11 protein-coding genes are annotated in these 17,419 nt (G+C 72.8%); 4 read left to right on the top strand and 7 right to left on the bottom strand.

All coding sequences use genetic code 11. The features are described 5' to 3' along the window. Positions 1-34 precede the first annotated feature (34 nt). The 3 genes from M5362_RS10940 to M5362_RS10930 all read left to right on the top strand — a co-directional run bounded on the left by M5362_RS10940 (position 35) and on the right by M5362_RS10930 (position 4,158). Positions 35-1,432, top strand: coding sequence for a GNAT family N-acetyltransferase (locus tag M5362_RS10940; protein WP_260227244.1), 1,398 nt, complete (start codon positions 35-37; stop codon positions 1,430-1,432). A 417-nt stretch (positions 1,433-1,849) separates the two neighbouring features. Next, positions 1,850-3,553: a DUF885 domain-containing protein gene (locus M5362_RS10935; protein ID WP_260227243.1), complete on the top strand. Its 1,704-nt coding sequence runs from the start codon at positions 1,850-1,852 to the stop codon at positions 3,551-3,553. 158 nt (positions 3,554-3,711) lie between these two features. After that, positions 3,712-4,158 (top strand): Lrp/AsnC family transcriptional regulator, encoded by a 447-nt coding sequence (locus tag M5362_RS10930; RefSeq protein WP_260227242.1) that lies wholly within the window; start codon positions 3,712-3,714, stop codon positions 4,156-4,158. A gap of 42 nt (positions 4,159-4,200) precedes the next feature. On the opposite strand, the gene M5362_RS10925 is transcribed toward M5362_RS10930, so the two are convergent. From M5362_RS10925 to M5362_RS10910, 4 genes are all read right to left on the bottom strand, one after another. Further along, positions 4,201-4,587 (bottom strand): hypothetical protein, encoded by a 387-nt coding sequence (locus tag M5362_RS10925; RefSeq protein ID WP_260227241.1) that lies wholly within the window; start codon positions 4,585-4,587, stop codon positions 4,201-4,203. 156 nt (positions 4,588-4,743) lie between these two features. Continuing rightward, entirely contained in the window at positions 4,744-7,752 is a 3,009-nt protein-coding gene (locus M5362_RS10920; RefSeq protein WP_260227240.1) for an SMC family ATPase, read from the bottom strand. Then, the gene (locus M5362_RS10915) at positions 7,749-8,927 is read right to left on the bottom strand and encodes an exonuclease SbcCD subunit D (protein WP_260227239.1); all 1,179 of its coding nucleotides are present in this window, start codon (positions 8,925-8,927) and stop codon (positions 7,749-7,751) included. The genes M5362_RS10920 and M5362_RS10915 overlap by 4 nt, the downstream gene beginning before the upstream one ends. A 75-nt stretch (positions 8,928-9,002) precedes the next feature. Continuing rightward, positions 9,003-9,629: a YigZ family protein gene (locus M5362_RS10910; protein ID WP_260227238.1), complete on the bottom strand. Its 627-nt coding sequence runs from the start codon at positions 9,627-9,629 to the stop codon at positions 9,003-9,005. A gap of 315 nt (positions 9,630-9,944) precedes the next feature. On the opposite strand from M5362_RS10910, the gene M5362_RS10905 reads away from it, so the two are divergent. Further along, on the top strand, positions 9,945-10,367 hold the full coding sequence (locus tag M5362_RS10905) for a CoA-binding protein (RefSeq protein WP_260227237.1): 423 nt from the start codon (positions 9,945-9,947) through the stop codon (positions 10,365-10,367). 158 nt (positions 10,368-10,525) lie between these two features. Here M5362_RS10905 and M5362_RS10900 read toward each other — a convergent pair whose 3' ends face one another. From M5362_RS10900 to M5362_RS10890, 3 genes are all read right to left on the bottom strand, one after another. Continuing rightward, positions 10,526-12,148 carry an ATP-binding protein gene (locus M5362_RS10900; RefSeq protein ID WP_260227236.1) on the bottom strand — a complete coding sequence of 541 codons (1,623 nt, stop codon included), beginning with the start codon at positions 12,146-12,148 and terminating at the stop codon, positions 10,526-10,528. 4 nt (positions 12,149-12,152) lie between these two features. Further along, entirely contained in the window at positions 12,153-16,709 is a 4,557-nt protein-coding gene (locus M5362_RS10895; protein ID WP_260227235.1) for a tetratricopeptide repeat protein, read from the bottom strand. Positions 16,710-16,817: 108 nt separating this feature from the next. Next, entirely contained in the window at positions 16,818-17,381 is a 564-nt protein-coding gene (locus M5362_RS10890) for a YbaK/EbsC family protein (protein ID WP_260227234.1), read from the bottom strand. Positions 17,382-17,419: the final 38 nt, after the last annotated feature.

The raw sequence follows: 17,419 nt of genomic DNA, 5'->3' as shown, positions 1-17,419 counted from the left end.
TGATCACGCAACACCGCTGGGTCACAGTGAGTTCATGACCGATGTGACTTCCGCGAAGAGCGCCCGCCGTCCCCACCACTGGCGGCGGGACCTCATCGAACTCGCCGCCCTGTTCACCGCCGTGGTGGTGGCCGACACGATCGCCAAGACCGTCGTCCGCGGCGCCGACGGCCCGTACATGCTCGTGTTCTCGGCGATCGCGCTGATCGCCACGGCCACCTTCCACACCTGGTGGGCCCGACGACACAGCCATGCGCCGCCCGCCGGTGATCCCGGCGGCGGGCCCGCCGCGCCGCCGTCGGCCGGCGACATCCGCTCGGACGGCGACGCGACCGACGAGCCCGTCGGGACGGCCCTCTGGCGGATGCGGACCACCGTCCGCGACACGCCGGGCAGTCTCGCCGCGCTCTGCACCGCGCTGGCCCGGCACGGTGTGGACATCCTGACGCTCCAGACCCACCCGCTCGCCGAGGGCACCGTCGACGAGTTCCTGCTGCGCGCCCCCGCCGGCCTCCAGGCGGGCGACCTCACCCGCGAGATCGCCACCGCCGGCGGCAGCAGCACCTGGATCGAGCGCGCCGACGCCCACGACCTCGTGGACACCCCGACCCGGCTGCTCGGACTCGCCACCCGGACCGCGCTCGACGCGGCCGAACTCCCGCTCGCCCTGCGCCAGCTCCTCGGCCGCTGCACCATCCACTCCCTGCCCGCCGTCTCGCTCACCGGGCGCCCCACGGGTGAGACCGCCCCCGTCGAGGGTGTCCTGGAGGAGACGGTGATGCGCCTGCGCGACCCGAACGGCGGTGTGATCACCATCGAGCGGCCCTATCTGCCGTTCACCCCGACAGAGTTCGCCCGCGCCCGGGCGCTCGTCGAACTGGACGCCCGACTCGGCCCGCGCATCCCGCGCAGCCAGGACGTCCTCACCCTCCCGGAGGGGAACGAGATCACCGTCCGCCGCGCCGACCAGCGCGACCTCGTCGCCGCGCGCGCCATGCACGACCGCTGCTCCGCGCGGACCCTCGGCCTGCGGTACCACGGGCCCGTCGGTGACGCCGACCGCTATCTCGACCACCTCCTGAGCCCCCGCTTCGGCCGCACCCTCGCCGTGCAGACGGCCTCCGGCCGGCTGGTCGCTCTCGGCCACCTCCTCTGGGACGGCGACGAGACGGAGGTCGCCCTGATGGTCGAGGACGACTGGCAGCGCCGGGGCATCGGCTCCGAGCTCCTCGGCCGGCTGGTCACGATGGCCGTCGAGGCCGGCTGCGAGAGCGTCTACGCCGTGACGCAGTCGTCCAACACCGGCATGGTGGCGGCGATGCGGGCCCTGAACCTCCCCCTCGACTACCAGATCGAGGAAGGCACCCTGGTCATCACCGCCCGGCTCTCCTCGGCTCCGCGTCTGAGCCGGCTGCCGCTCGGCGACCGCTGAGGACCGTTCCGGGCACCGGATGTCGGAAAGTGTTGTACGGCAGATGGCCGGATCCGGCGTACCGGACCCGGCCGGGCCGTACGTTCTCCGCCGCCCGTCGGCCGATACCCGTACCCTCCTCAGCGATGTCGCCCCGGGGCGGGCATGGCGGTGTCCCCCCGCCGGGGCACCGCCTCCGACGGGATTCGGCCAAAGTCGGCCGAGGACGGGAACCGCTCCGGCCCGCCCGGGTGTGCCCGGTCCGGCGCGAACTGATCGGCCCGTCCATCGAGCGCAAGCGCGCGGCGACGCGTGTGGGCGGGCCGTCCGGCCGCCCCTCGGGGGCGTACGGGCCTCCCCCTCCGGGCGCTCATTTGTCAGCCTAGTGAGATCGATTGAGGGTGACGCGGGGACCGTGAAGGGACCAGGATGAGTCCCATGCCAGAGACTTCCAGCAGCGCGCTGCCCCGCCAGGTCGCCGACAGCTACGTCGACGCACTCATCGAACTCGACCCGATCACCGGTACATACCTGGGAGTCAAAGAGAGCGCGGGCCTCCTTCCCGACTTCTCGCCGGCCGGCCAGGAGGAGGTGGCCGACCTCGCCCGCACCACCCTCGCGCGGCTCGACGAGGCCGAGCGGCTGCCGGGCGCGGACAGCGAAGCCGAGCGGCGCTGCGCCCGGCTGCTGCGCGAACGTCTTACGGCCGAGCTCGCCGTCCACGAGGCCGACGAGGGCCTCTGCGCGGTCAGCAACATGCGGTCCCCCGCGCACAGCGTGCGCATGGTCTTCACCGTGATGCCCACGGAGACCGAGGAGGACTGGGAGGCCGTGGCGCGGCGGCTGCGCGCGGTTCCCGCGGCGCTCGACGGGTACCGCTCGGCGCTGGAACTCGGCCTGGAGCGCAAGCTCCTGGGCGGCCCGCGGCCGACCGCGACCTTCGTCGGCCAGCTGACGGAGTGGGCGGGCGAGGAGGCCGACGGCCGGGGCTGGTTCGAGGAGTTCGCCGCCACGGCTCCCGATGCGCTCGGCCCCGACGTGCGTACGGAGCTCTCCTCGGCGGCCCGCGGTGCCACCGAGGCGGTCGTCGCGCTGCGGGACTGGATGCGCGACGTGTACACGCCCGCCGTCGCCGACGCGCCCGACACGGTGGGCCGCGAGCGGTACCAGCGGTGGTCGCGCTACTTCAACGGCACCGACCTGGACCTCGACCAGGCCTACGCGTACGGCTGGTCCGAGTACCACCGGCTCCTGGCCGAGATGCGTACCGAGGCCGACCGCATCCTTCCCGGGTCCGGGCCGTGGGAGGCGCTCGCGCACCTCGACGTCCACGGCACCCACATCGAGGGCGTCGAAGAGGTCCGGGTCTGGCTGCAGAACCTGATGGACGAGGCGATCGAGGCGCTGGACGGCACCCACTTCGAACTCGCCGAGCGGGTACGGAAGGTGGAGTCGCACATCGCCCCGCCGGGCGGCGCCGCCGCCCCCTACTACACCGGCCCCTCGGAGGACTTCTCCCGGCCCGGCCGCACCTGGCTGCCGGTCGACGGCCAGACCCGCTTCCCCGTGTACGACCTGGTGTCGACCTGGTACCACGAGGGTGTGCCGGGTCACCATCTGCAGATCGCGCAGTGGGTGCACGTCGCGGACCGGCTCTCCCGCTACCAGGCGACGATCGGCGGGGTCAGCGCCAACGCGGAGGGCTGGGCGCTCTACGCGGAGCGGCTGATGGACGAGCTCGGCTTCCTGCCCGACGCCGAGCGGCGCCTCGGTTACCTGGACGCGCAGATGATGCGCGCCTGTCGGGTGATCGTGGACATCGGCATGCACCTGCGGCTGGAGATCCCGGCGGACTCGCCGTTCCACCCGGGCGAGCAGTGGACTCCGGAGCTGGCGCAGGAGTTCTTCCAGCGGCACAGCAGCCGCCCGCCGGCCTTCGTCGAGAGCGAGATGACCCGCTATCTCTCGATGCCGGGGCAGGCGATCGGCTACAAGCTGGGCGAGCGGGCCTGGCTGCTCGGCCGCGCCAACGCGCAGGCGGCGCACGGCGACGCCTTCGACGCGAAGGCCTGGCACATGGCGGCACTGTCGCAGGGGCCGCTGGGTCTCGACGATCTCGTGGAGGAGATCTCGCGCCTCTGACCGCGTGACACCGGGCACGGCCCCAGAAGCAGAGCGGAGGTAGCGGGGCGGGGACGAGCGGGAGCGGGGCCGGTGGGGAATCCGCTCCGCCGTCCGGGCAGTGAGAACTCGCGGGGGATCGCTTGATCGGCCGCGGATTCCCCTGCACCATCACCGTCATGACCGGATACACCCCGGACGCCACCGACTGGCGCATCCTCGACGCCCTTCAGGCCCAGGGCCGGGCCGGCTTCACCGAGCTGGCCCGTGCCGTCTCCATGTCCGCCTCCGCGGTGACCGAGCGCGTGCGCAGGCTGGAGGAGGCCGGGGTGATCACCGGCTACACGGCCGTGGTCGACCAGGAACGGCTCGGGCTCCCGATCCTCGCCTTCGTCCGGCTGCGCTATCCGAACGGCAACTACAAGCCGTTCCACGATCTGATCGCGGCCACCCCGGAGGTCCTGGAGGCCCACCATGTGACCGGCGACGACTGCTTCGTGCTCAAGGTCGCCGCCCGGTCCATGAAGCACCTGGAGCAGATCTCCGGGAAGGTCGGCACGCTGGGTTCGGTGACGACGAGCGTCGTGTACTCCTCGCCCCTCCCCCGGCGCGCCGTCAGCCGCTGACTCCCGCGCCCGTACGGAGTCTCACGGCCGAGCCCGGCGCTGTCAGCAGTTGGCGGCCGACGAGATGCGCACCCCGTCGGCGTAGCGGAGGGGTTCGTCGTTGATGAAGGAGTGACGGCTGTTGTTCTCCACGCAGATGACCGTGCCGTTGGACATGTGCACGTACGCGACGTCGTCGTTGCGGGTGTTGACCACCAGGTCGGCGCCGTAGGACGACCCGGTGAACCACTGCCACCCGCTGGTGACGACCTGGTACTTGCCGGTCATCTTCGCGGCCGGGTGGTTGAGATCGTCGACGTTGTAGAAGCAGACGTACGGGTACGGGCAAGCGGGCGCGGCGGCGGAGGCAGGTGAAGCCGTCACCAGAGCGGCGGTTGCCCCGATGACGCCAAGTCCCGCCATGATGAGCGGTCTTGAGCTGAAGGTCATGTCACACGTCCTTGGGGGAAGGGGGTGCAGGAGCGGACGGATGGTCCGGCTGGGGACAGTGTGGAGTAGGGACCGGCACGCGTACAGGTGTCTGTCCCGTCCGGGAAATCCCGTGTTCCGGCGCGCCGGAACGCGGGCGGCGCCGCACTGGCGGAGTCAGACGCCGAGCCCTCTCTGCCGTACGACCGACCCTGTCCGCTCCTTGACCACCTCCAGCTGGGCCGGGATGCGGCGGCGGAGGTCGGCGACGTGGCTGACGATGCCGACGCTGCGGTCCCGTTCGCGCAGGGAGTCGAGGACGTCGAGCACCTCGTCGAGGGTCTGGTCGTCGAGGCTGCCGAAGCCCTCGTCGATGAAGAGGGTGTCGAGCCGGACGCCGCCCGCCTCGTCGGTGACGACGTCGGCGAGGCCGAGCGCGAGCGCGAGAGAGGCGAAGAAGGTCTCCCCGCCGGAGAGGGTGGCGGTGTCCCGCTCGTTGCCCGTCCAGGCGTCGACGACATGGAGTCCGAGGCCGGCGCGCTTGCCGCCGGAGCGGGCGTCGGAGTGCACGAGGGTGTAGCGGCCGGAGGACATGCGCTGGAGCCGCGCGGTGGCGGCGGCCGCGACCTGCTCCAGGCGGGCCGCGAGGACGTACGACTCCAGGCGCATCTTCCGTTCGTTCTCCGCCGAGGTGCCCGCGGTGAGTCCGGCGAGCCGGGCGACGCGGTCGTACTCCTCGCGCAGCGGTCCGAGGCGACGGACCTCGGTGTCGGCCTGCCGGGAGAGCCGGGACAGTTCGACGCCGCGGTCGACGACGGCGGCGAGGGCCGAGGTCGCGTCCCGCAGGGCACGTTCGGCGGCGGTGTGCGTGGCCTCGGCGGCCGCCGGGTCGGCGGGCGGACGTTCGGCGGCCGCCCGGGTCTCCGGCTCGGCGAGCCGGTCGGCGACGGCGGCCGCCTCCGCCTGCCAGGCGTCCAGGCGCTGCTGGACGGCGCGGTGCTCCCCGGCGTCCAGGAGGGCGGCGGCGGCTTCGGCGGGGGTGTCGAACCCGGCGCGGAAGGCGGCGTTCGCGAGCCGGTCGTCGGCCTCCTTGAGCCGCTGGGCGGTGAGCTCCACGGAGCGTACGGCCTCGGCGGCGTCGATCAGGATGGCGATCTTCCGCTCGAGCCGGGAGGCGTGCTCGGCGACGCTGCGGGACTCGCCGCGCCCCCGAGCCACTTCGGCGTCCACGGCGGTCTGCTCCCGGTCGAGCGCCTCCCGCTGCGAGGTCCGGGCGGCGACGCGCCGCTCGGCGTCCCGCTGTGCCCGCACCCGGTTCTCGTACTCCCGCTCGGCCCGCGCGAGCGTCTCCCGTACGTCGTGCGTCTGCGCGGCGAGCGCGTGCGCCTCGGCGTGCAGACGCGTCAACTCGTCGACCTCCCGGGCGAGTTCACCGACGGTGGGGTCGGTGGCGTCCTCGCTCCCCGCGCGGACCTCCGTACGTGCGGCGGCCCATGCTTCGGCGGTGGCCGCCGTCTCGCGCTCGGCGGCCGTGCGGGACTCCTCCGCGCGGGTGAAGGCTTCGTAGGCCGCGTCCTCCGTGGCGCGGTCGACGTGGTCGGCGCCCGTGCGGGCGGGTGCCGGATGGTCGGCGGAGCCGCAGACCTGGCAGGGGTCGCCGGGGGTGAGGGCCGCGGCCAGCTCGGCGGCGATGCCCTGGAGCCGGCGGGCCTTGACGTCGAGCCAGGCCTCGTGGGCTTCGTTGCGGCGCTCGCGGGCGGCCGTCAGCCGGGACTCGGCGGTGGCGCTCTGCTCGGCGAGCACGTCCCGGCGGCGGGCGGCGGAGAGCCGTCGGCGGGCCGGTTCGAGGCGGCCCGCCAGATGCTCGGCGCGGGCGACGGCCTCCTGCGAGGCCTCGATCCGTGCGGCCAGCTCGGCCCGACGGGCCTCCCAGCCGCTCAGCCAGGCGCCCGCGTCGTGGAGGATCTCCTCGTCGGCCCGGGCCTGCCGCTCCAGGTCCGTCCGCTCCCCGGCTATCTCGGCACCGCGCCGTTCCGCCCGCCGTGCGGACTCGAGCCCGCCCAGCTCCTCGGTCAGCCGCCGCTCCAGGGCGGACAGCTGCTCCGCGCCCGCGTCGGTCAGCTCGCCGGGCAGCCGCCCCCGGCTCTGCTCACGGGCCGCGCGGGCCGCCGCGTGGTCCCGCTCCGCGTCGGTACGCATCCCGAGGGCGGGAGCCACGAGATCGGCCTTGCGCGACCGGTCGAGCACCGCCTGCGCGCGGTCCCGCTCGGGCCTGCTCTCCTCCAGCTCCTCCTGCCGCCGCCTCGTCTCCTCGAATCGCGCCTGACGGGCGGCCAGGTCCCGTTCGGCGTCGAGGAGTCGGCGGGCGGACGCCTGCCGCGACTCGGCCGCCGAGACGGCCGAGTCGGCGATGTCACGGGCCTCGCGCGTCTCGGAGCGGGCCACCGCCGCACGGTTCAGGACCGCCTGGGCGAGTCCGGGCTCGCCCGGCCGCTCGTCGACGACCGCGCCGCCGGTGACCTGCGCGATCCGGTGGGCGAGGGCGAGCAGCCGCTCGTCCCCGTCCCGTACCTGCTGCTCGGCGGCGCGCCGCAGGTCGGCGAGCCTCTCCTCCACGGCGGCGAACCGACGGGTGTCGAAGAGCCGCCCCAGCAGCTTGCCGCGCGCCTCCGCGTCGGCCCGCAGAAAGCGCGCGAAGTCGCCCTGCGGCAGGAGCACGACCTGGCAGAACTGCTCCCGGCTCATGCCGACGAGCTGGGTGATCTCCTCGCCGATCTCCTGGTGCGAGCGGCTCAGCGCGGCCCACTCGCCCGTGCCGGAGTCGTACGCGCGCAGCCAGCTCTGCGCCTTCTCGGTGGTGAAGCCGCCGCCCCGCTTCTTGGGGCGCGGCTGGGCCGGTCGCCGGGTGATCTCCAAGCGCCGCTCCCCCACGGTCAGTTCGAGGGTCACCTCGGTGGAGGTGCCGAGCGGGGCGTGGTCGCTGCGGAGGGAGGTGCCGGGCGACTGCCGGGCGCCGGGCACGGCTCCGTACAGGGCGTAGCAGACGGCGTCGAGGACGGAGGTCTTGCCCGCTCCGGTGGGGCCGTGGAGCAGGAAGAGGCCGGCCGCGGACAGGGAGTCGAAGTCGATCTCCTGCGTGGCGCCGAACGGCCCGAAGGCGGTGACGGAGAGGCGGTGGAGTCTCACCGGGTGCCCACCTCACGCTCCTGGACCGTCGCGTCCACCCGTACGTCGTCGAACGCGCCGTGCAGCACGGTCCGTTCGGTGTCGTCGGGTCCGGACCCGCCGCGCACATGGGCCACGAAGTCCTCGGCGATCTGCTGGTCGCTGCGGTCGCGCAGCCGCTGGGCGTACGAGGCGAGCGGGTCGCTCTCGGTGCGCTCGGGGTCGAAGACCAGGTTCAGGGTGTGCGGGAAGCGCTCGGCGAGCCGGGCCATGGGCTCGGCGGGGCGGACCGGGTCGGTGAGGGTCGCCTCGACCCAGGACTCCTCGTGCCGTACGAGAGCCGGGTCGGCCAGCAGGTCGTCGAGCCGGCCACGGATTCTGGCCAGCGGCCTGGGCACCGGACAGTCGAGGCGCTCGGCGGCCTCGATCGCACCGTCCGCCCCGAGGTCGACCAGCCACATGCTCTTGCGGTGCTGGACCTCCGAGAAGGAGTACGCGAGGGGTGAGCCGGAGTAGCGGACGCGCGGGGTGACGGCCTGGCTGCCGTGCAGATGGCCCAGGGCCACGTAGTCCACGCCGTCGAAGACTCCTGTGGGGACGGCGGCGACCCCGCCGACCGTGATGTCCCGTTCGCTGTCGCTCGGTTCGCCGCCGGCGACGAACGCGTGCGCGAGGACGACGGACCGGGTGCCGGTGGGCCGCGTGGCGAGGTCGGCGCGGACGCGGTCCATGGCGGCGGAGAGCACCGCCTCGTGGCCGGACCTGACGGCGCCCAACCGCTCGCGCACGAGGGCCGGTTCGAGGTACGGCAGGCCGTAGAGCGCCACGGGGCCGTGGGCGTCGTCGAGCAGGACGGGGGTCCCGACCCCTGCCGGGTCGGTACGGAGGTGGATGCCGGCCCGCTCGATGAGTCCGGCGGCGACGCCGAGGCGGCGGGCCGAGTCGTGGTTGCCGGAGATCATGACGGTCGGCACCCCGGCCTCGGCGAGCCGGTGCAGGGCGGTGTCGAAGAGCTCGACGGCGGAGAGCGGGGGCACAGCCCGGTCGTAGACATCCCCCGCGACCAGGACCGCGTCCACGTCACGCGCGCGCACCGTGGCCACCAGGTGGTCCAGGAACGCGGACTGGGCGTCGAGCAGGCTCACCCGGTGGAACGACCGTCCCAGGTGCCAGTCCGACGTATGCAGGAATCTCATGATCCAGGAGCGTATCGGTGGGGTCGGACAACGGCCGGGGCTTCGGGGAATCCGGCGGATTCCGGGGGCTTCCGCTCAGGCATCGCCGTACGCCTCGCCGCCCAGTACCAGCTCCGCGGTGCCGGCCGTCACATCGGCGAGCCAGGCCCGGAAGGTCTCCACGTCGGCGTCCGCGAGGCCGATCTCGATGGCGACCGCCTCGCCGTAGCGCACCTCGCGCACGCTCCGGCCGGTCGCCCTCAGGTCGTTCTCGAGCTTGCCCGCGCGCTGGTGGTCGACCGTGACGGTGGCGAGGCGGAAGCGCTGCCGGGTGAGGGTGCCGAGCTCGTCCAGGGCCTCGCCGACCACGCCGCCGTAGGCCCGGATCAGACCGCCCGCGCCGAGCTTCACGCCGCCGTAGTACCGGGTGACGACGGCGGCGACGTACCGCACCTCGCGGCGCATGAGCATCTGGAGCATCGGGGCGCCGGCCGTGCCGCCCGGCTCGCCGTCGTCGCTCGCCTTCTGGACGGAGGCGTCGGCGCCGATCACGTACGCGAAGCAGTTGTGCGTGGCGGTCGGGTTCTCCTTGCGGATGCGCGCGACGAAGTCCTGCGCCTCCTGCTCGGTGGCCACCGGTGCCAGCGCGCAGATGAAGCGCGAGCGGTTGATCTCGGTCTCGTGCACGCCCTCGCGGGCGAGCGTGCGGTACTGCTCCTGCATCCCGCCACCCTATGCGCCCGGGAACGCGCCTCCGTCCGCTCGGGCCGCTCGTCGACCGGGTCCGCGAGCGACAGGGCCCGCAGGGCCCGGGTCCAGCCCGGACGGGTGTCGCCCGATTCACAGGAGCGACCCGTGAGCTCCGCGATGCGGCTGATGCGGGTGAGGGGTGAGGACGGTGTCGCGGTGGCAGTGGAGGCGCTCGGCGGCCCGGGCGGCGTCCCGACGGCTCCCCCGGGCCTGGGCTGACCTCGGCCGCGGGGAATCACCGGTGCCCGTGGTCCGTTGTGCAGAGCGACGAGCCACAGGAGGCAGTAGATGAGCGTCGAGACGACGAGCGCCGAGTCGGAGACCGTACGGAAGATCCTGACCGCCACGGGCGACACCTGGGCCGTCGTGGGCCTGTCGTCGAACCGGTCCCGCGCGGCCTACGGCGTCGCGGCCGTGCTCCAGCGCTTCGGGAAGCGGATCGTACCCGTACACCCGAAGGCGGAGACGGTCCACGGCGAGCAGGGGTACGCCTCGCTCGCCGACATCCCGTTCCCGGTCGACGTGGTCGATGTGTTCGTCAACAGCGAGCACGCGGGGCAGGTCGCCGACGAGGCGGTCGCCGTGGGCGCGAAGGCGGTGTGGTTCCAGCTCGGTGTGATCGACGAGGCGGCGTACGACCGGACGCGCAAGGCGGGGCTCGACATGATCATGGACCGCTGCCCCGCCATCGAGATCCCCCGGCTCGGCTGAGGCAGCCCAGGGCAGGCGCGCGCGGTGGGCACGCGCCAGGTGGGCGCACGTGCCAGGCCGGCACGCGCTCAGTCGGCGTCGGCCCGATCGGCACGCGCTCAGTCGGCGTCGGCCCGATCGGCACGCGCTCAGTCGGCGTCGGCCCGATCGGCACGCGCTCAGTCGACGTCGACCTGGTCGGCGTCGGCCCGGTCGGCGTCCAGGCGGTCGGCGTCCAGGCGGTCGAGGAGTTCCATCAGCTCCTCGCAGTACACGCCGAACATGCGCTGCTCGACCGGGGTCACCACGGACATCCGGTTGTGGACCATGGGGTTGCGCACCTTCGCGAGCAGCGAGAAGCGCTCGCTCCAGTACGCCTTGTCCTTGCCGACCAGCTTGCCGAAGACGTCCCAGTGCGAGGCCATCAGGTCGAACAGGTCCCGGGGGTACGTGAAGTCGAGCAGCCGGGTGGAGGCTCGCGCGCCGTAGGCCCGGAGCTCCCTCGTCCGGAGCTCCTCGCACTTGTCCAGGGTGGCGGTGAGCTTGGGGCGCTTCGCCCTCAGCTCGTCCGGCCACTCCTCGCCGTACCGCTCGGTGAACCCGGCCTCCACGAGCTCCCTGACGCGCCGCTCGACGGCCATCCACCGGTCCCAGTGCCCGAGCTGCCGGCCGATCAGGGCGAGGTACTCCTGGAAGTCCCGGGAGAAGGCGCGGTAGGTGCCGTCCCGTACCACCAGCAGCCCCTGCTGGAGCAGGACCTGTGCGTCGTCGGGCGTGACCACCAGCTGCGGCCCGAGCACCACCTCCAGCAGGGCGCGCAGCCGGCCGTCGGCCTTCAGCAGGTCCTCCAGGTCCCGGTAGTAGTAGGAGAACTCCGCCGGCAGGGGGTCGATGTGGCGCTCCAGCGCCGGAGCCAGCGGCAGGGGTTCGGCGCCGGAGGAGCAGACCCGGTCCAGGAGGACACTGGCCAGGTACGGATGGCCTCCGGTGAGCTCGGCGAGGTGACGGGTCGCCCGCGCGCGGTCCTCGGGCTCGACGCCGTCGACGCGTCCCACGAGCTCCGTCAGGTCCGGCTCGTCGAAGCAGGTGAGGAACACGGAGCGGAAGATCCCGGCGAACGTCGACTCGTCGGGATCGGCCATGTCGACGATCTCCCGCAGCTCCCGCCGCGAGGTCGTCACCAGGCCGATGTTCCAGTCGAGGTTGTAGGCGAACTCGCGCAGGGCCTGGAACGTGCCCGGCTGCGACCGGAAGACCTCCCGGGCGGCGTCGAACTCGTCCAGGATCAGCACGACGCGCCAGCCGCGCCTGCGGACCAGCCTCAGGAACTCCTGCGTCTCGGTCTGGGCCTCGACCCACGGCATCCCGGGGGCCACGGCGCGGTCGTACGCGGCGGTGATCCGCCGGTCCTGCTCCGGCGCGCGGTCCTCCAGCGCCTCCCACACGTCCTCGACGAGCCGCAGGACGACCTGGGCGATCCCGCCGCCGGTCCGGACGTTCATCCAGACCGGGATCAACCGGGGGTACTCGTCCAGGACCTCGGGCCGCATGAAGAGGTGGTACGCGAGGCTGGACTTGCCGATCCTCGGCGGCCCGATGACGGCCGTGGCGCCGGCGGTCGGCTGGTCGAGGACCCGCTGGCGCAGGACGCGGATCTGGTCGGCCCGGCCGACGTGCGCGGCACCGTGGACGGGGTGCCCGACGGTGGCGAAGGGGTTGTCACGGTGGGCGGGGTCGCCGGCGCCGCCCTGGCGCGGCAGGTGCGCCCCCTCGGCCTCCGTGCGGGTCTCTGCCTCGGTCATCGCGTCACGCCCTCCGGTACCAGAGCCATTCGGCGAAGAGACCGACCTTGATCCGGTACCGGTCCTCCGACTGCCGTTCGATCACGTCACGGCGCAGCAGGTCTTCCAGCACCCGCGGGCCTTCGGAGAGCTCACGGGCCTTGCGCCCGTCGATGTGCAGGTCCCTGCGGTGCCCGGAGAGGCCGCGCTTGAGCACGGCGAGGACGACGTCGTCCTTCAGCTCGCTGACGTCTGCGTCACCCGGGGTCAGCAGGTTGTCGAACTGCTCCTGGAGCAGGGCCCGTTCACCGCTGATGAGGGATGCGGCCACGGTGTCGACGTCGGCGGGGCCGATCAGCGGCTGGCGCTCCGCGTTCATGTGCTGCACCAGCCGGTTGCAGAACAGCTGGATGTAGTACGGGCTGCGGGCGGTCAGTTCGATGACCCGCTGGACGGAGTCGCCTCGGTACCGGTTCCCGCCGTCCGCGAGGGCGACCGGTTCCGTGATCAGCGCCTTGGCGGAGTGCTCGTCCAGGTACGAGACGGGTTCCTGGCGGGCCACCTGGAACTCGTTCGGGAAGGCCTTGAGGAAGCGGGGCATCAGGTCGTTGCCGACCACCACGCTGGAGAACATGCGGCTCTCGAGCATCGCCTTCCAGGACTTCATGAACTCCCTGGGCAGGGCTCCCCGTTCGATCGCCGAGTAGAGCACGGTGAACTCGTCGAGGAGCAGCACCATCCGCCAGTCCCGATGGGCCTGGCTGCGCCGCATCCGGCGCTGGATGTCGTTGAGGTAGTCGTCGAAGTGCAGGTGCGGCGAGCCGCTGTCGGTGAACTCCCTGAGCACCGGGCGGTCCAGGTCGAGCGCCGGGTAGCCCATGTCCTCCAGGTCCTCCAGGCGCCGGTAGAAGGCGCTGGCGATGCGGTAGAGGAGGATGGCGTGGCTGAGGTCGGTCGCGATGTCCAGCAGGCTCAGCTTCGCGGCGAGCAGCGGGGGTTCCAGGGCGTTCTGCAGGTGGTGCAGGACCGAGGACTTGCCGACGCGCTTCTGGCCGTAGATGACGACGCATTTGGCGTCGGCCCCGTGCAGCGCGTCGGCGAGGCCGGCGATGAGCGGATCCCGCCCGAAGAACATCTTCTCGTTCTCCACGGGCGAGCCCTCGGAGAACGGGTTCTGGATGGGCTCCCAGTCCTGCGCGTCGCTGAGCCTGAGAGAGAGGGTGCCCGGTTCGGTGGTGAGCCGGCGGTCCGAGCGGAGCGTGAACTCCAGGCAGTAGCGCAGGGTCACGACCTGCTCGCGGATGGCCCTGGGCGTCAGGACCAGCGGCAGCGTGCAGGTTTCGGTCTGCTCGTCGCGCAGGCTGTGCGCCACCGGGATCGCCGCGGCGACCGGCTGGTAGTCGTCGTCGTTGTTCAGGACCCGCAGCCGGACGTCGACGGCCGGGGAGCGCCGGGGCAGGTTGGTGACGCTGAGCTGCACGTGGATGAGTGAGGCCGCGTTCGGCATGTAGGCGGAGAGGACGGGTTCGACGTCCAGGTCCGTGGGTTCGGCTGCCCGCTGCACGTCGCGGAAGTGCGCGGTCAGCGCCGATTCCAGGTTGTCGAGCAGCGGGACCAGGAACTCCAGGCTGATGCGGGTGGGCAGCCGTTCGATGGTGTTGACCAGATCCCGGATCGTGGTGCGGATACGGGACTCCAGCCGCTCCTGCTCCAGGTACGAGGGCTGTTCCAGATAGCCGCGCAGCTCGGCGAGGATGCCTGCCGCCTTGGTGAACCGGTCCCGGTCCAGCGGGGTGGTGTACGCGACCTCGGCGGCGCCTTCGAGGACCTGCTGGTCCTCGGTGAGGGTGCCGAGCGGTTCGTTGCGGCTGAGGAGGAGCTGGAGGGTGTTGCGCTGTGCGTCGAGGAGTCGTACGTGGTGGCGGAACGCCTCGTCCCAGAGCTCGCTGTAGGCGTTCTGGGCCGTGGAGGACTCGGAGACCTGGAGGTAGGCCCTCAGTTCACGGACGAGGACCTCGCGGATCTGGGCCTCCCGGTAGGTCCGCGAGATGATCTCGCGCCGGACCCGTTCCGAGCTCACCGAGAGCAGTCCGACCAGACCCATCGCCAGGGACCTGTGCCGGCTCTTGTCCTCCAGGACCCAGCTCATGCAGAGCTCGAAGGAGGGGCGGCTCTCGGGCTGCTGCCAGTCCGGGTCGAGGTAGGAGGTCACGAACTGCTTGACCTTCAGCTCTCCCATGTCGTCCCAGCCGCCGAGCGAGACGGCCTCGGTGTAGTAGGCGCGGGTCACGTCCGGCGGTTTGCGTTCGGCCGTGCAGAGGTCGCCCATGGCCGCGCCGAAGGCGCGCAGCGACCGCCGGAACCGGTCGTCGGAGGTCTGGTTGATGTCGCGGAGGATACGGGCGGCGGAGAGGTTGTACGCGGCGCGGTCGGCGGGCCGGGAGGGGCCGAGGCGCTCGACGAGCTTCACCAGTTCCTGCACGTCGTGCTCGCTGAGGGACCCCTCCTGGATGCGTACGGCGGTGACGCCCGCGTACTCGCAGCGGTCGATGTGCATCTGCACGATGCTGCTGACGGAGTCGGCCTGCTCGGGCTGCCAGTCGCTCTTGGCGAGGAGTTCGTCGAGCTTGTCCCACACGCCCGTACGGTCGGCCTTGGCGACCTCGTCGGCGATGGACCGGAACTCCGGGTTGCGCGGACCGTGCTGGAGCAGGCGCTGGGCGGCTCCGTTGGCCCTGTCGACGTCGCGGAGCCGGCGGTAGAGCACGATGAGCCGTTTCAGGAGCCCGGTGCGGGTCTGGTTGCTGTGCGCGCCGCCGAGCAGCACCTCCAGCAACCGGGCGGCCTCGTCCCAGCGCTGACGGTCGCTCAGGATCGTGATGATCATGTTCTGGTGCTGGAGGACCTCCTGCACCGCGCCGTCCGGGTCGCGGAGGACCTCCAGGGCCTCGTCGCTGCGCTTGCCCCGGTGCAGGCCCCAGGCGAGGGAGCGGCGGGCGCGTTCGTTGCCCGGGTCCTCCTCCAGCGCCTGGCGGTAGAGGGCCTCGGCCTTCTTCCAGTCCTTCTCCCGGGTGTCGGCGTGCTGGGCCCTGGCGTACAGGGAGTCACGGCCGCGAGCCTGCCGGGGACCCTCGGGCCGGCTGGGTAACGGACGGTCCGCGGCGCGCGCCGCGAGTTCCCGCTCGGCCATGTCCGCGATGTCCAGGAGCCCCTCGTGGGCGGGGAAGATCTCGAGCGCGGTGCGCGCGATGCGCAGGGCGTTGGCGAGGTGTCCTTGCTGGAACTGACGCTGGGCCGCCTCCAGTTGGCGCTGGGGGTCGCGACCGGGCGGCGGCCGGTGTGCTCTCGGGACGGCGGCCGGGACGGGCTTCGCGGCGCCGCCGCCGGGCGTGCCGCCGCCGAGACCGGGAAGGTACGGGGCCGGGACCGTCGTCGCGGGCCGCTCGACGGCGGGCGGCCGGGGCTCACCGGCCTCCGCCGGTACGCGGCGCGGGCCGCCCGGCGCCACGGCCGCCTCGCCCTCCGCCGCGACCGTGGAGGCGTCGCCGTTCCGGCTCGCCAGTCCGAACCGCTCCAGGACTCCGGGGCTCAGCACGTCCAGGACGCGGCAGAGGTCGCCGGAAGCGGGTGCCGCACGGGTGAGGAGCGGTTCCAGCGGGGCGGCCCGTTCGGGGAAGAGCCGCCAGACGAGGTGGAGCGCGGCGCGGGTCGCGACCAGGCGCGGGGCGGCCTCGGCGGCCACGGCGCCGGACAGGGCGCGGACGGCCTCGTCGGCGTCCCCGGTGTGGAGCGCGAGTTCGAGGAAGGCCCGGAGCAGCAGGTCGTCCGCCCGCTCGGCGGGCGCGTCGTGCAGCGCGTCGCCGAGTACCGCGAGGGCGTCGGGGAGGTGCCCGCTGCGGAACCGGAGCACGGCCAGGTCCCAGGCGTAGCGGCCGCCGAGGTGAGCGGCCTCCTCCAGCCATTCGCCGGCCTGTCGGCGGGTGGCCTCGGTCTCCTTCCACTCCAGCAGAAGGAGCCCGGCCAGATGGAGCGCGGGCGGGTAGTCGAGCGTCAGGCCGGCCTCGGCGAGATCACGCACCGCCGCGCCCGCCTTGGCCGCGTCCCGGGCGAGCCGCGCCGACTCGATCCGGTTCCTGGCCCGGTTGAGAGCCTGCTCGGCGTCCTTGGCGTCGCTGTACGACAGGGGCACGCTCGCGTCGAGCCGGAACGAGGGCTGAGTGAACGTCAGGTCCGTCTCGCCGGAGGCGAATTCGCGCCCCAGGGCGTCCCACTCCTCGGGCTCCGCCACAGGAGGCGCTTCGCGGGCCGCCGGCGTCCCCTCCCCCGTCGACGCCGGCGCGGGCACCTCCGCGGCGGGCGCGGCGGGGGGCGCCGGAGCGGGGGGAGCAGGCACGGGCACGGGCGCGGGTGCATCGACGATCTCGATCAGCTCGACCGCGGCCGCGCTCAGCAGGGCCGGCCCTCTGTCGGTCGCCAGCACCACGCTGTCGGTGCCGATCGCCTCGAGCCTGCCCCGCGCCGAACGCCCGCCACCGAGGTGGACGATCACGTCCATGCCCACCGTGAAGTACTGCTGGATCATCCCCAAATCCACACTGCACGATAACCGACGAACCGCACGTTGGGGATGCTTTCGTCAAGGAATGACCTTCAACCTCGCCTCGTCCCGGGCCGGTTGGAAGCGGGGTGGTCAGCCGGCCGGTACGCCGAGGGTGTCGAGCACCACCGCGCCCGGGAGTTCGGCGAGCGCCTTGCCCGGGACGATCAGCTTGCCGCGACGCCGGCCGCTCCCGAGAAGGACCCACTCGGTGTCGACGACGGTGGCGTCGACGAGGACGGGCCAGTCGGCCGGGAGGCCGATCGGGGTGATGCCGCCGTACTCCATGCCGCTCTCGCCGGTCGCGCTCTCCATGGGCGCGAACCGTACCTTCCGCGCGCCCAGGTGTTTGCGTACGGCTCCGTTGACGTCGACCCGGGAGTCCGAGCGCACCACGCAGGCGGCCAGTGTCGTCACGTCGCCCCGCTTCCCGGCGACGATCACGCAGTTCGCGGACCGGTCCAGGAGGTCGAGGCCGTGGTGCGCGACGAAGGCAGCGGTGTCGGCGATCTCCGGTTCGGTGTCGACGTACAGCAGCTGATCGGCCGGGACGGTGCCCTGCCAGGCGCGTACGGCCGCGGCGACCGGTTCCGTGAGCCGGTCCAGACACTCGGGGGCGGGAACGGCGTTGTCGAAGTCTCCGATGGGTGCGCGCATGCCGGCCACGCTAACAATCCGCCCGCGCCAGGGGTCCC

The sequence above is a fragment of the Streptomyces sp. Je 1-79 genome, from assembly GCF_025195125.1.
Classification (GTDB): domain Bacteria; phylum Actinomycetota; class Actinomycetes; order Streptomycetales; family Streptomycetaceae; genus Streptomyces.
Note: the sequence above shows the minus strand (reverse complement) of the source record. Positions and strands in the feature narration are given on the sequence as shown.